The sequence below is a fragment of the Pseudoalteromonas agarivorans genome, from assembly GCF_024518735.1.
GTDB classification, from domain to species: domain Bacteria; phylum Pseudomonadota; class Gammaproteobacteria; order Enterobacterales; family Alteromonadaceae; genus Pseudoalteromonas; species Pseudoalteromonas atlantica.
The window spans coordinates 680268-695538 of sequence record NZ_JANIGJ010000001.1; the positions used below are offsets into that span (position 1 = coordinate 680268).

Here is a 15271-nt window from a genome sequence, read left to right on the forward strand (position 1 = left end):
AGTTAAGCCAATAAAAAAGCGAAAGGCTTTAACCTTTCGCTTTTAAAATGCCGATTCAATCAGCTCGTATGGGCAAAGCCACCTTATAAACTAGGCAAGTTTATCAGAGGCTACTTTATAAGTTGGGTCTTCAATTACGTTCACCTCAACTAAGTCACGCGCTTTGTGTAACAGCTGTTTACAGTCTTTACTTAAATGACGTAAGTGAAGCTGCTTACCTGCTTTAGTGTACTTATCAGCTAAGCTGTCGATGGCTTCTATGGCACTGTGATCCGCAACACGGCTGTGTTCAAATTCAATAATTACATCTTTAGGGTCGTTTTTAACATCGAATAACTCAGAAAAGTTTTTAACTGAGCCAAAAAATAACGGGCCGTGAAGCTCGTAAACTTTAGCACCTTGCTCATCAATGTAATTAGTTGTGTAGATATGTTTTGCATGATTCCAAGCAAATACCAAGGCAGAAACAATAACACCAACACACACGGCAATCGCTAAATCGGTTACTACGGTTACGCCAGATACCAATACAATTACAAAGGCATCAGACAGTGGTACGCGCTTCATCATTTTAAAGCTTGCCCATTCAAACGTACCAAGTACAACCATAAACATAACACCTACAAGCGCAGCCAGTGGGATCATTTCAATTAAACTTGAAGCAAATATAATAAATGCAAGCAGCATTAGTGCAGCACTTATACCCGACAAGCGCGAGCGCCCGCCCGAATTAATGTTGATCATTGATTGCCCAATCATGGCACAGCCACCCATTGCGCCAAAAAAGCCACAGGTTACATTAGCAGCACCTTGGCCAATACACTCTTTATTTGAGTGGCCACGGGTTTCGGTAATTTCATCAATCAAGCTAAGCGTTAATAACGACTCAATTAAACCAATAGCCGCTAAAATTAATGCATACGGAAAAATTATATAAAAAGTTTCTAGGGTAAATGGAACCATAGGAATGTGAAATTCAGGTAAGCCGCCAGCAATGGTAGCCGCTTCATTACCTGTCATCCCTTTTAGGAAATCAAGTACAGTGCGCGAGTCTAAATCAAGGCCTATTACTAACGCGGTTACCGTTACAATAGCCACTAAAGAAGAAGGAACTGCAGTGGTGAGCTTAGGTAAAAAGTGAATGATAGCCATAGTTAATGCAACTAAACCTAACATGATGTAAAGCGGATTGCCCGTCATCCATTGCTGGCCACCTGCGCCATCTGGTACTTTAAACTGCCCAAGTTGCGCTAAAAATATTACTATCGCTAATCCATTTACAAAGCCGAGCATAACTGGGTGGGGGACCATGCGAATAAACTTACCGAGCTTAAATATTCCCGCGAGTATTTGCAGTATCCCCATCAGCAACACCGTGGCAAATAAATACTCAACACCGTGATCTAGTACCAAACTTACCATTACAACAGCTAATGCACCGGTTGCGCCCGAAATCATACCAGGGCGGCCACCAAAAATAGCCGTAATTAAACCAACGATAAACGCGGCATAGAGACCAACTAAAGGTTCGACATTTGCTACAAAAGCAAACGCAACAGCTTCTGGAACTAAAGCAAGTGCTACAGTTAAGCCAGATAAAATATCGTTTTTAGCAGAGCTAGGCGCTTTGCTGAGTAAGTTAAACATTGAGTTCCTCAGGGGGTTATTAGGTTAGGATCGAAAAAGCGCTAAATGTTACCAAATTAGCGCTCATTTAACAATTCGCACACACCGTTATTAGCTTTCTTAGTATAGCTTAACTTTGTGTCGTTTATTTTATAGAGGAAGAGATGTACTGCGTTTTACACATGTCATGGTTACGTTAGAGTGTACCTCTTGAACGTATTCTAAGCTGAGTAAATTGTCACGTACAAAGTGCTCATAGCCTTCTATACCTTGTGAGATTATACGCAGCATAAAGTCCATCGTGCCGGCCATTGTGTAACATTCTGTCACTTCGTCATAGCTCATAATTAGCTTTTCAAATTCAGCTAAGTTTTTCTTGCCATGATTTGATAAGCGCACATGTGCGTATACAAGCATGTCAAAACCAAGCTTTTTCTCATCTAAAAGCGCAACTTTACTTTTGATATAGCCATCTTGTTCAAGCTTTGCAATGCGTCGCCAACAAGGTGATTGAGATAAGCCTACTTTGTCTGCAATTTCAGCAGTTGAAAGACTTGCGTCCTGTTGTAAAAGTGCCAAAATTTGGCGATCTACGTGATTTAGAGACATTTTATTTCTTATTTATCTAATAAACTGGTTAAATTATACAGCCAATTTAAAATTCCGTCTGCAATAATTTTGCATTTTCATGGATTTTAATTAACCAAATTGGCCACTTACAAATGGATTAGTGCGCTTTTCGTGGCCTACAGTGGTATCTTCACCATGGCCAGCTAAAATACGCGTGTTCTCATCAAGCGTTAAAATATGGCTTTTAATAGACTCAATGAGCTGCTTTGTATTGCCTTTAGGGAAATCTGTACGCCCTACAGCGCCTTTAAAAATAACATCGCCAACAATAACGCATTGCTGATCAGGCTCATAAAACACAATATGACCAGGTGTGTGCCCGGGGCAATGCTTAACACTAAAGCTAAGTTTACCAAGCGTTAATACATCATTATGATTAAGCCAAATATCAGGGTAAAAAGCTTCAATAGCTGAAAAACCAAACATTTGTGCTTGCATAGGCAAGTTATCAAACCAAAATGACTCATCTTTTTGCGGGCCAATAATTTGCACATTGTAGTGTGAGCGTAATTCATCAGCCGCACCTACGTGGTCTAAATGCCCGTGCGTAAGCCAAATAGCGCTCAGTACTAATTTGTACTCACTAAGCGTGGCTATAATTTTTTGTGTGTCACCACCTGGGTCTATCACCACAGCTTGCTTTGTTTCTGTACAGCTAATAATTCTGCAATTTTGAGAAAAAGCAGTCACGTGTATCGTAATAACGTGCATATTAAATTTCTTTATCTTTTTGATCGGGAATAACGGCTACTTGCTCATACGACATTAAAATTGGGTATTTCAAATACGCTTCGTCATAAAATGGCGTGTGTGAATATAACCAGTGCAAACGTGCATTGGCATCTTGCGCAAATGCTTTATCTTGAAGTTTTTTATCAAACTCGAGAGCAAGTTTAGGGTTGTCTTTAAGCATTTTCCTTGCGTAAGGGATTAACGCGTAGTTTTCCATGTACTCTGTTCGTTGAAAAATCGTATTAAACTCACCCCACGCAAAAAATGAATCAGGGGCTTCTGGGTGTAATAAATGAACCGCTAACTCCCCTGCTTTTTGCTGCGTATTTACTTGATACCATCCGTCTAAATCTACATTTATTGCTGGTACATAATCAAAACTTGCAGAGACTCTAAAGCGGCCTTCAAATGGGGCTTTATCAAACGAGTAATCAAGTACTTTGGCAAGCTTTAAAGGTTGCGTATTCGCGCCTTTAAGTTTGTTTACTGAAACCCCATGTAACTTAAGCTTTTCTATTATATCGCTATACACAGGCGGAACAAAAAACGCTTCTGGCACATCAACAACTCGCTCAACCTCTTTCTGCCAATAAATCGGTAAATCAGTATAGGTATAGGCTTTACCTAAATATTTAACCTCAGTTTGCCCCGAAAGCGCACTTGCACTTGATGTGTATTCTACCCCTTTAAACTCACTGATTGTGTCTGCTTGTTTAGCATAACCTCGTTTAACAATTAGTTTCTCAGGTACAAATTCTTGCTCTTTTTTAACGGCGTTCGAAAGCTCATGACTGTATTGAGAAAGCGCGTTTATTGCCCCATCTAAAAATACATAGGTGCCTAATACGCGTTGTTGATAAGGTTTTAAAGAATGGTTTTCGACTAAAATTGTTGGTAATGATTTTAAGTCCCCCCACCCGTTTGAAAAACGCGGTGTAGCCACCCAACCTGCAAGGCCTTTTTTAAAGTCGCGTTTATCCATAACAAATACCAATGGCCCAGGTATATGCCCTTGCTTTTGTAATGTTTCGTCAATAACCGGCTTTATATACTGATCTAACGCATCAGATATAGCAGGCGATTCGCTTGCAAATACAGGGTTATAACCATAGGTCACATCGTACTGATAATCGGCGCCATCGGTAACATGCACATCAATGTATAAGTTTGGGTTGTAATCATTAATAACCTTTAAAACACCTCTCACCTCTGGTGTATCTAATTTAGTGTAATCGCGATTAAGGTTTAGATTATTTGCATTGGTTCTAAAGCCCATTTTTTCAGGGCCGCGCTGATTTATGCGATTAAATGCGCTGCTGCGTTCATGCCCATCTACGTTTAAAATAGGAATAAAAAGTATGTTTACCTTTTTTAAAATATCACGGCGCTTACCGGTTGCAATATCGCGCAGCAACATAAACATGGCGTCTTTACCATCTATCTCACCTGCATGAATACCGGCTTGGATAAAAACGGTTGGCTTAGTGCTGTTGGCCATTTGCCCCGCTTCAAAAAAACCTTGCTCACTGGCAACCACCATTTTAATAGCGCGATTACTATTACTGTAGCCTATTATTTGAGACTGAAACTGCGTGGGATTTGCCGCTACAAGCCTATCTACAAACGCCATAGTATCGGCATAGTTTGGCGAGGCTTTGCCCTGTGATAACTCAAAATCAGTGGTTAACGGGCCTTGCTGTTGTAATAACGAAACGCTATCACCTTGCCAAGGAATAAGAGGCGGTAAATGACTGTTATCTGCCACAATTGCAGATAAAAATAACAGGCTTGCAAACATAGTTTTCTCTAACAAACGCTTTAATAAAATAAATTATACCAAGTAAACATAGCGATATTATAAAAGTGCGGTGATTCAACAAAAAAGAAAGCCCGTTTATACCCATGCACTTAATAAAGTGATTATTAAAGTAGTTATTAAAGTAGTTATTAAAGTAGTTAATTTTAAGGCTGGGGAAAATTATCGGCAGCTTAGCAAACAATTCGTTGTTTATACCAATCCGCTTAATTAAGTGATCTATTTTGAGAATGAATAAATGTGTTAATAGTAGTAAAAACTTCGCTATTTAGTAGTTCTTAATGAGAGTTTTTTAACGCAGATAACGACACATTTAGCCCCACAAAATAATAAAGTATTATTGCGGGGGGATATTATTAAGCGAGTCTTAAATTACAGGCACAAAAAAAGGAGCCTAGGGCTCCTCTTTATTACTTATTTAAAAAAGCTTAAGCTGCCGCTAGGCCTTCTTTTGCTTTTTCAACAAGCGCTGCAAATGCAACTTGGTCGTAAACAGCGATATCTGCAAGGATCTTACGATCGATTTCTACAGAAGTCTTTTTAAGACCATTGATAAAACGGCTGTAAGACAGACCATTTTGACGTGAAGCTGCATTGATACGTGCAATCCATAATTGACGGAAAGTACGTTTCTTAGCACGACGGTCACGGTAAGCGTATTGACCCGCTTTAGTAACTGCCTGGAAAGCTACGCGGTAAACACGTGAACGTGCTCCGTAGTAACCTTTAGCTTGCTTTAAAACTTTTTTGTGACGTGCACGTGCGACAACGCCGCGTTTAACTCTTGCCATTTCTAAAAACCCCTATTAAGCGAATGGTAACATACGTGAAACTAGACCATGGTCATTTTTATGAACCATCATCTTAGGACGTAGGTGTAACTTACGCTTAGAAGTTTTCTTAGTCAGAATGTGACGAAGATGCGCTTGTTTACGCTTGAAACCGCCAGAAGCAGTTTTCTTGAAACGCTTAGCAGCGCCTCTGTGACTTTTTAGCTTATAAGCCATTGCAATAACTCCAAATGTATTGCTTAAAAATTAGTAAGCAGGCGTGAGATATATTTCTATAGCTCCACTTTTAGGCCTAACTTACTGCCATATTCCGGTGAAAACCCAGCAAAAATGCCGCAATTTTACTTTAAAACCGGTTAGCACAGGTGAATATTTGCATATTACTTGGGTACCTGCGCTAAATTCGGTGCGCATTATCGCTTAAAAATTATTTTTTAGCAACAGGCGCCATCATCATAACCATTTGGCGGCCTTCAACACGATTTGGGAAAGACTCAACTACTGCAAGTTCTTCTAAATCAGCCTTAACACGGTTTAATAATTCGATACCAATTTCTTGGTGAGCCATTTCGCGGCCACGGAAGCGGATAGTAATCTTAGCTTTATCGCCAGCTTCTAAGAACTTACGTAAGTTGCGCAGCTTAACCTGATAGTCACCTTCATCCGTGCCAGGACGGAATTTGATTTCTTTAATCTGGATTTGCTTTTGCTTCTTCTTCTGCTCTTTTAGTTCTTTGCTTTTTTCAAAGATGAACTTACCGTAGTCCATAACCTTACAAACAGGCGGCTCAGCGTTTGGGCTAATCTCTACAAGATCAACACCCGCTGCATCAGCCATAGCTTGTGCGTCTTTTAATGACTGAATTCCAGCTTGTTCGCCTTCGATGTCGATTAAACGAACTTCTTGAGCTGTAATTTCTTCGTTAATACGATTTTTTTGAGCTGTTTGTTGCCCTTTCTTGCCGCCTCTAATGGTACGTTCCTCCAAGAATATCAATAATATAAGCGCGTAGTTGGCTGTTTGTGATTGCCCTACACGCTCGATTTTTACTGTCGATTTTTAATTTCTTCGCTAATTTTAGCTACAAAATCATCAACATTAAATTTGCCTAGGTCTTCACCTGTGCGGGTACGTACTGCTACTTCCTGTTGTTCAACTTCTTTATCGCCGACAACGAGTAAGTAAGGAATACGCTTAAGTGTATGTTCTCGGATTTTAAAGCCAATCTTCTCATTTCTCAAGTCAGCAGCGGCTCTAATTCCAAGTTTATTTAATTTTTGTACAATTTCGTGCACGTAATCTGCTTGTTTATCGGTAATGTTCATAATTACCACTTGCTTTGGAGCAAGCCATGTTGGGAATAAACCAGCGTATTCTTCAGTTAAAATGCCGATAAAGCGCTCAATTGAACCTAAAATAGCACGGTGTATCATAACTGGAGTGCGTCGTTCGTTGTTTTCTGCTACATAAGTAGCGCCTAAACGACCCGGTAATGCAAAGTCGAGTTGCACTGTACCACATTGCCACGCTCTGTCTAAACAATCGTACAAAGTAAATTCAATTTTAGGTCCGTAAAAGGCACCTTCACCTGGTAGGTAATCAAATTCAATGTCGTTTGCTTTAAGTGCATCGGCTAATGCAACCTCTGCTTTGTCCCAAATTTCATCGTCGCCGATGCGTTTTTCAGGACGCGTAGAAAGCTTAACTACAATTTTGTCAAAACCGAATGTCTCATATGTATCATAAACCATCTTAATACACGCTGAAACTTCGTCCATTACTTGCTCTTCTGTACAGAACACGTGAGCATCATCTTGTGTAAAGCCACGTACACGCATTAAGCCGTGTAAAGCGCCTGATGGTTCGTTACGGTGACAACAACCAAACTCGGCCATACGCAGTGGTAAATCACGGTACGATTTTAAACCTTGGTTAAAAATTTGCACGTGACCTGGGCAGTTCATTGGTTTTATAGCGTATTCACGTTTTTCTGACTCTGTGGTAAACATGGCGTCTGAGTATTTTTCCCAGTGACCTGATTTTTCCCACAAAGAGCGGTCCATCATCATTGGACCTTTAACTTCTTCGTAGCTGTACTCACGCAGTTTTTCACGAACAAATTCTTCAAGCTCGCGGTAAATGCTCCAACCATCGTTGTGCCAAAATACCATACCTGGCGCTTCTTCTTGCCAGTGCCATAAATCAAGCGCTTTACCAATACGGCGGTGATCGCGTTTTTCAGCCTCTTCTAAGCGTTTAAGGTACGCTTTAAGTTGCTTTTTATCGCCCCACGCTGTGCCGTAAATACGCTGTAGCATTTTGTTTTCAGAGTCGCCACGCCAGTAAGCGCCAGCTACTTTCATTATTTTGAAGTTTTGGCAGAATTTCATGTTTGGTACGTGCGGACCACGACACATGTCTACGTATTCTTCGTGGTGGTATAATCCTGGGCGATCATCTTTTGCGATGTTTTCGTCCAAAATTTCCATTTTGTATGTTTCGCCACGCGCTTCAAACGTATCGCGTGCTTCTTGCCAGCTGACATTTTTTTTCACTACGTCGTAGTTTGTTTTTGCAAGTTGCAACATACGCTTTTCAATTGCGTCTAAGTCTTCTTGAGACAAAGAATGTTCCATATCAATATCGTAGTAAAAACCGTTATCAATAGTTGGACCAATAGCCATTTTAGCGTCTGGGAAAAGCTGCTTAACTGCGTGACCGATTAAGTGAGCACACGAGTGACGAATAATCTCTAGGCCGTCGTCATCTTTTGCGGTGATGATCTCAAGGCGCGAATCTTCGTTGATCATATCGCACGCATCAACACGCTCGCCATTAACGCGACCAGCAATGGTTGCTTTAGCAAGACCAGGGCCAATGTCGTTAGCTACATCAAGAGTACTTACAGGGTTTTCAAAACTACGCTGACTGCCGTCAGGAAGAGTAATAACTGGCATTATAAATCCTTACATACAGTGGTGACACCTACAATGTATCACGTGTATTTTTAAATAAATTAAATGAGAATGACTCGACAACGCTTTTACGAATAAGCATTGACTATTTTTCGCCGTAAATGACTAATGTAGATGCTGAGTCTGCTCAACTACAAAAAAGATATTGTCGCGTGATAGAGTATCAATTACAAGTTTAAAGCGCGTTCATTACTTGAAATTTTACCTAAAATTGTCATTTTTTTGTTTTTCGCTCGCTAATTTAAATTAAGCATGTGACAACTTGAGTTTATTGATTATTAAAATGCACCTGCGCCGCCTTGCTCTCGCAATTTATTAGATGTTGGGTATAATACCAAGCAATTAAGTTATATTAGAGAACAGCAATGAGAACATGTGGTGTAGAAATTACCGGTAGTGATGTACTACTTTGTATTTTAAGTAAAGATAACGACGTATTTGATATTCGCGATGTGCGCCAAACACGCTTTACCTTAGGTAACGGTAACGACACTGAAATAATGCGTAAATTTCAATTTGATTTTGCAAAACTAATGCAAGATTACCAAATTGATTCTGTTGCCATTCGTGAGCGCCAACCTAAAGGTAAATTTGCAGGCAGTGCAAAGGGCTTTAAAATGGAAACAGCGATTCAATTAATTGAAGAGTTAGACGTTCGCGTGTTCTCAACGACCGAAATTAAAGAGCAGCTTAAACGCAACCCTATACCTATTGCGTTTGAAGACACAGGCCTTAAAAAGTACCAAGAAAACGCTTTTGTTAATGCCTATGTATACATTATGAAAAAAACCTACCGCAGTGACGAGCTATAAGTCACAAAGCGATTAAAACAAACTATAAAAACGCCATTTAGTGGCGTTTTTTTATGCCTTTATAAAAGTTAGTTTTTATTGCCCCTCTGTAAAACGTTCCATTTAACTTTTCTTTATGCTTAGTACATTAGTCTAACCACCCTTTCTTTGTCGACAATTTGTGTTTATTTTAACTACAGCCTATAACAATTCGCTTAACTATTTTTTATTTTGCTACACAGCTATTCGTGGCTAAGCAAATGAATACTGACTTATCAGCACGGATTGATATAAGTAACTGACACACATTAATACGGAGAAGCACATGCACACACCATCGCGCTCGGTAAAAGAAGTAGAACAAATAAACACATTACCGCTCACAAAAAGCTATTTTAAAGGTGCGCAAAGCACGCCGCTAACGGATAAAACAATTGGCGAGTACTTTGATTTTATTGTCGACAAACACCCTGATTCGCTCGCTGTCGTTGTTAGCCATCAAAATGTACGCTTAACGTATAAAGCATTTCAAAATGAAGTTAATCAACTCGCTATGGGGCTACTAGCAATCGGCGTTAAACCAGGAGATAGAGTAGGAATATGGTCACCCAATAACATTGAGTGGTGTTTAACCCAATTTGCGAGCGCCAAAATAGGTGCCATTATGGTCTGCATTAACCCTGCCTACAGGCCAAACGAGTTAGCCTATGCTTTGAACTCGGTAGAATGCAGCACATTAATTACCGCGTCACATTTTAAAGGCAGCAATTATATAGACATGCTTAACAGCTTAGCGCCAGAGCTTACCCAATGTGAACCCGGTGAGCTAAATGCACATGCCCTACCTAGCCTTAAAAATGTAATACGCATTGGCAATGAAAAAAGCCCTGGTATGTTTACGTTTGCTGATGTGATGAATTTTGCCACCCCAGCCCACAAGCTTGAATTAAATGCGATTGCAGCAAATTTAAACGCGGATCAAGACATAAATATACAGTTTACCTCTGGCACAACGGGCAACCCTAAAGGCGCTACACTCACCCATAAGAACATACTTAATAATGCGCTATTTGTTGCAGAGGCTATGCATTTTACAGCGCAAGATAAACTGTGCATACCTGTGCCTTTGTATCATTGTTTTGCGATGGTGCTTGGCAGCCTGCTATGTGTAAGTAAAGGTGCCGCAGCTATATACCCAAGCGATGCGTTTGATGCAAAAACCACGCTTAATGTTGTCCAGCAAGAGGGCTGTACCGCGCTGCATGGTGTGCCTACTATGTTTATTAGCCAACTAGAGCTGCCTAATTTTACCAATTATAACCTCAGCACCTTACGCACTGGTGTAATGGCGGGCTCAACGTGCCCTGAGCAAGTCATGCGTAAAGTACAAACACAAATGAACATGCATCAAGTATTAATTGCGTATGGGCAAACTGAGTGCAGCCCAATCAACAATATAACCGAAACCGACTCATCAATAGAGCGCCAAGTAACAACCGTTGGCCGTGCCCTTGCTCACACTGAAGTTAAAATTATTGACGAACTGGGTAACATTCAAAAAATAGGTGTACCTGGTGAGGTCTGCAGTAAGGGCGCCGGTATAATGCGCTGCTATTGGAATGACGAAGAAAAAACAAAAGCCACTATAGATGACGAAGACTGGTTACACTCTGGTGATTTAGGGGTAATGGACAGCGAAGGGTTTGTGAGTATTGTTGGCCGCATTAAAGACATGATCATTCGAGGTGGCGAAAACATTTACCCACGCGAAATTGAAGAGGTTCTTTACACTTACCCAGGTATTCAAGATGCCGCTATATTTGGTATTAGTGATGAGAAGTACGGCGAAGAAGTGTGTGCGTGGATCCAGCCAAAAGAAGATGCAGTACTTGATGAGCAAGCAATACGTGCATTTTTAAAAGACAAACTCGCCTATTTTAAAATGCCTCGTTATATTCGCTTTGTAGAGAGTTACCCAATGACAGTAACAGGCAAACTGCAAAAGTTTAAAATGCGAGAGCAAATGCAGCAATCTCTTACTGATAAGGCCTTTTCTTAACCGCAAACATTAACTACAAAAAAGCTCAGCAATTGCTGAGCTTTTAGCGTTAAATAATTTACTTACTCTGCGGGGCGATACTGCTGCTGAACACCTGTTAAAAACAAACGCAAAACTTGGTCGTTACACACACGATAATGTTTATTTTCTACTTTGCGAGAAAACGCACTGAGCTCATGTTTACTTAATTCAAAGTCAACCTGTGCAAGCGTTGCTATTACATCTTCTGCTTTCATGTTTAAAGCAATACGTAGCTTCATAAAAATAATATTATTATTTAACTTAGCCTCTGGCACAGGCTGTGGGCCTTCGCGCTTGCCACGCTTAGTATTAATAAAGCCATTTAAAAACGTAGCAAACTCAGTGTCTGACATTTTAACAAACCCTTGCTCACCCTCTTTTGTTAACCATGCAACGACTTGCTCAGTGGTAACTGTAGCCTCTGCGGCGGCAAAAATACCGACCATGACAGTATCGGTTAAATTAAAGGTATAGCGAACACGGCGTAAAATATCGTTATTTGTCAAAGTAATTTCCTGAGTAGAAAGCGAGGCTAAATTACAGCGCCCACGTTAAATGAGCGCGCAGTTTAGCAGCTTAAGGCACGCTGCCCTATTGATATTTACACTATAAAGAGTTGTTAATTACCCAATGCCTTGGCAGGGTCGACTCGAGTTGCTTGCCACGCCGGATAAATAGTAGCAAGTACAGCTAAAACAAAGGTAACAATAACTGTTATTCCAATATCACTGAGTACTAATTTACTGGGTAAAAATTCAATAAAATAAACACCTTCAAGCGGATTAGCTGCAAATAACTGGCTACCCCATGTAAACAGCTCACTAATGTTAAGCGCTAATATAACCCCAACTAGTGTGCCAAGTAACACGCCAACAAAGGCTTGTGTTAAACCTTGCATGACAAAGGTAGCTAAAATAGTACTGTCTTTAGCACCCATAGTTTTTAAAATAGCTATGTTGCCTTGTTTTTCGCGCACTTCCATTACAAGCGACGATACAATGTTAAAACTAGCTACCGCTATAATTAAAAACACCACAATGTACACAATTGTGCGCACCATTTGAATATCTTGATACAGGCTACCTTGCGTTCTAAACCAGCTAGAAACATACACATAATCACTAATAGTTTGCCCTACTCGCAGTGCAATTTGATGCGCAGCAAACACATCATCTACGCTCAACCGTAAACCTGTCACTTGGCTGGCGTCGTAACCTAAAACTGACTGTGCTTTATTTAAGTGAATAAATGCAGCGCTACTGTCAATTGGCCCACCCATTTCTATAATGCCCGCAAGTGTTAACGTTACGCGCTTAGGGGCTAATAGAGACTTGCCTTGCTCGCTAATTTTAGGAATGAGTAAAGTAATGTTATCGCCTATATTAGCGCCTAATTGCTTTACAATTTGCTTGCCTAAAATAACGTCATCCGTGCGCAGCTGACTAACGAGAGTGCCTTTGGTAAATTGATTTATGGCCGATACATTCCCTTCATAGCTAGGTTCAACGCCGCGTATTTCTACCGCTTTTAGCTGGCTTTTAAATTGCGCCATACCATTTACTGCTATAAATGGCGCAGCACCTGTAACATGAGGCTCTGCTTTAAGTTTTTCTACTTTGTTAGGCCAATCAGCAATCGGTCGGCTAGGCGCTACGTATTCAACTTGCGGTACCACACTTAATAAACGATGCACTAATTGCTGCTCAAAGCCATTAATAACCGAAAGCGCAACAATTAACACCGCCACCCCTAATAAAATACCAACGGTAGAGGCTTTGGCAATAAAGCTTACAAATGCGTTTTTTTCGTCTTTATGACCAGAATACGCTCTAAAGCGTTCACTTAAAAATAAACTAAGCAACATGGTGCGACTCTTTTATGGCAAGTTTCCCATCATCTAAATACGCAATTTTACCTAGCTTGTCTGCAAGCTCTAAGTCATGAGTAACCACCACAAAACTAGTATTTAAGCTTTTATTTAGCTCATTTATTAAATCGTAAATTTTAATCGCGTTTTGCTTATCAAGGTTACCGGTAGGTTCGTCGGCTAACACTAATGCGGGTTTAGTCACCAGCGCTCGCGCAATAGCAACACGCTGGCGCTCTCCACCAGACAGTGCCGAAGGTTTATGCTCACAGCGATGCGCTAAGCCTACTTTATCTAGCATTTGCAGGGCTTGCTCTTTCGCCTCTTTTGCGTTGAGCCCTTTAATTAGCAGCGGCATAGCCACGTTTTCAACCGCACTAAATTCCATTAATAAATGGTGAAACTGATAAATAAAGCCCAAGTTTTTATTTCTAAACGCCGCCTGCTCTGTTCGCGATAATTTAGCAACGTCTTGATTTTTTATTTTAGCGCTACCCGATGTAGCCGTATCAAGGGTTCCTAAAATATGCAATAAGGTACTTTTCCCTGAGCCTGAGCTGCCTACTATAGCCAGCATATCCCCTTGGTTAAGAGATAAGTCCACCCCTTTTAATACTTCTACTTGGTTTTGTCCATCTTGATAAACTTTACTTAAGTTTTGACAGCTAATAACTAAATCATTCATAACGCAATACCTCTGCTGGTTTTACTTTTGCGGCTTTGCGCGCAGGATATAAAGTGGCTAAAAAGCTCATTGCAATACTGCTAAGCGCAATAATAACGAGGCTTAACACATCAAATTTTACCGGAAGTTCTACACCTGCTAGTAGGTTCAGCCCCACAGCAGCGAGTAGTTCATTAATATATAAGCTAAACAATACACCTAAAAGTGCCCCTATCGCGGTGCCAATCACCCCGTTATACAAACCTTGCACCATAAACACTTTTTGTACTTGTGAAGGCGTTAAACCTAAGGTTTGTAATATCGCCACTTCGCCTTGTTTTTCACTCACCATCATAGTCAGTGCCGAAACAATATTAAATACAGCCACTAATACAATCAGCCCTAACAACATAGACATAATACGTTTTTCCATGGCAACCGCGGCAAATAAAGTACCTTGGCTACTGCGCCAGTCACTTACTTGGTAGTCGCGTAAAATGTGCTGGCTGTCCGTTGTAAATTGCGCTAATTCAAAGGGTTCATGTAACGACACACTTAAGTTAGGCGCGGTATTTTTGTTAAGCTTTAATACCCGCTGTAAAGATGCGCCGCTGGTAAATGCAAGGCTCATATCTATCTCTGAGCCCGTTTCGTATATTGCGGCTATTTTAAATAAACGCTGACTAGGTACGCGCCCAAGCGGCGTGTAAGTTGAGGCATTGGGCATAATTACGCGCAGCTTCTCTCCCATACCTACACCAAGCTTACGGCTTAAATAACGGCTAATAGCTATGTTGTAGCTATTATTTAAAACGTTTTGCCAATTGCCCTGCACAACTTTATCGGTAATTTTATATAGCGATCCGTTATTGTCATACAAGCCTTGCAGTAATACGCCGTGTAAATCTTTATTGGTTTGCAAGATGGCTTCGCCGTGGCGGTAAAGGCTTACGTGATCTACATAATTTGAGCGCTCTAAATCGGCTTTTAACGCTGTCATTTGTTCGCTGGTGTGTTTATTGGCTTGTACTTCTACGTGAGGAATGAGCCCTAACATATTTGTTTTTAAACTGTTTTCAAAGCCATTCATTACACTGCTTACAGTGAACAAGGCCATTAGCCCTATGGCTATTCCGGCAATAGAAAAAAACGAGATAAACGATATAAACGCATTTCCTTTGGAGGAGCGGCTATATCTGAGCCCTATAAATAAGCTAACCGGTTGAAACATATTATTTAAAACATTTATGCTGAAAGTGTGCGGCTATAGTAGCACGAACTAAGATGAATTGAATATG

At 40.5% G+C, this 15271-nt stretch carries 14 protein-coding genes; 2 read left to right on the forward strand and 12 right to left on the reverse strand.

What is annotated here, in order from left to right; genetic code table 11:
• Nucleotides 1–90: 90 nt before the first annotated feature.
• The 8 genes from NQT65_RS03015 to thrS all read right to left on the reverse strand — a co-directional run bounded on the left by NQT65_RS03015 (nucleotide 91) and on the right by thrS (nucleotide 8553).
• Nucleotides 91–1647 carry a SulP family inorganic anion transporter gene (locus NQT65_RS03015; RefSeq protein WP_004587844.1) on the reverse strand — a complete coding sequence of 519 codons (1557 nt, stop codon included), beginning with the start codon at nucleotides 1645–1647 and terminating at the stop codon, nucleotides 91–93.
• A gap of 129 nt (nucleotides 1648–1776) precedes the next feature.
• On the reverse strand, nucleotides 1777–2235 hold the full coding sequence (locus tag NQT65_RS03020; protein ID WP_002960703.1) for an Lrp/AsnC family transcriptional regulator: 459 nt from the start codon (nucleotides 2233–2235) through the stop codon (nucleotides 1777–1779).
• Nucleotides 2236–2325: 90 nt separating this feature from the next.
• Nucleotides 2326–2967 carry an MBL fold metallo-hydrolase gene (locus tag NQT65_RS03025; RefSeq protein ID WP_256850473.1) on the reverse strand — a complete coding sequence of 214 codons (642 nt, stop codon included), beginning with the start codon at nucleotides 2965–2967 and terminating at the stop codon, nucleotides 2326–2328.
• A 1-nt stretch (nucleotide 2968) separates the two neighbouring features.
• Nucleotides 2969–4786 carry a M14 family metallopeptidase gene (locus NQT65_RS03030; protein ID WP_256850474.1) on the reverse strand — a complete coding sequence of 606 codons (1818 nt, stop codon included), beginning with the start codon at nucleotides 4784–4786 and terminating at the stop codon, nucleotides 2969–2971.
• Nucleotides 4787–5232: 446 nt separating this feature from the next.
• A complete protein-coding gene (rplT, locus tag NQT65_RS03035; RefSeq protein WP_004587841.1) occupies nucleotides 5233–5595 on the reverse strand; it encodes a 50S ribosomal protein L20 in 363 nt (120 codons plus the stop codon).
• Nucleotides 5596–5610: 15 nt separating this feature from the next.
• Nucleotides 5611–5811, reverse strand: coding sequence for a 50S ribosomal protein L35 (gene rpmI / locus NQT65_RS03040; protein WP_004587840.1), 201 nt, complete (start codon nucleotides 5809–5811; stop codon nucleotides 5611–5613).
• A 211-nt stretch (nucleotides 5812–6022) separates the two neighbouring features.
• Entirely contained in the window at nucleotides 6023–6583 is a 561-nt protein-coding gene (gene infC / locus NQT65_RS03045) for a translation initiation factor IF-3 (protein WP_024034072.1), read from the reverse strand.
• Nucleotides 6584–6642: 59 nt separating this feature from the next.
• Nucleotides 6643–8553: a threonine--tRNA ligase gene (thrS, locus tag NQT65_RS03050; RefSeq protein WP_004587838.1), complete on the reverse strand. Its 1911-nt coding sequence runs from the start codon at nucleotides 8551–8553 to the stop codon at nucleotides 6643–6645.
• 383 nt (nucleotides 8554–8936) lie between these two features.
• On the opposite strand from thrS, the gene NQT65_RS03055 reads away from it, so the two are divergent.
• Together NQT65_RS03055 and NQT65_RS03060 are read left to right on the forward strand one after the other, a co-directional pair.
• Nucleotides 8937–9383 carry a DUF3010 family protein gene (locus tag NQT65_RS03055; protein WP_004587837.1) on the forward strand — a complete coding sequence of 149 codons (447 nt, stop codon included), beginning with the start codon at nucleotides 8937–8939 and terminating at the stop codon, nucleotides 9381–9383.
• Between the two features lie 304 nt (nucleotides 9384–9687).
• Entirely contained in the window at nucleotides 9688–11421 is a 1734-nt protein-coding gene (locus tag NQT65_RS03060; RefSeq protein ID WP_256850475.1) for an AMP-binding protein, read from the forward strand.
• A gap of 62 nt (nucleotides 11422–11483) precedes the next feature.
• On the opposite strand, the gene NQT65_RS03065 is transcribed toward NQT65_RS03060, so the two are convergent.
• From NQT65_RS03065 to NQT65_RS03080, 4 genes are all read right to left on the reverse strand, one after another.
• Nucleotides 11484–11948: a YehS family protein gene (locus tag NQT65_RS03065; protein WP_256850476.1), complete on the reverse strand. Its 465-nt coding sequence runs from the start codon at nucleotides 11946–11948 to the stop codon at nucleotides 11484–11486.
• A gap of 113 nt (nucleotides 11949–12061) precedes the next feature.
• Nucleotides 12062–13306, reverse strand: coding sequence for a lipoprotein-releasing ABC transporter permease subunit (locus NQT65_RS03070; RefSeq protein WP_256850477.1), 1245 nt, complete (start codon nucleotides 13304–13306; stop codon nucleotides 12062–12064).
• Nucleotides 13296–13994: a lipoprotein-releasing ABC transporter ATP-binding protein LolD gene (gene lolD, locus NQT65_RS03075; protein WP_248451462.1), complete on the reverse strand. Its 699-nt coding sequence runs from the start codon at nucleotides 13992–13994 to the stop codon at nucleotides 13296–13298. The genes NQT65_RS03070 and lolD overlap by 11 nt, the downstream gene beginning before the upstream one ends.
• On the reverse strand, nucleotides 13987–15204 hold the full coding sequence (locus NQT65_RS03080) for a lipoprotein-releasing ABC transporter permease subunit (protein ID WP_256850478.1): 1218 nt from the start codon (nucleotides 15202–15204) through the stop codon (nucleotides 13987–13989). The genes lolD and NQT65_RS03080 overlap by 8 nt, the downstream gene beginning before the upstream one ends.
• Nucleotides 15205–15271: the final 67 nt, after the last annotated feature.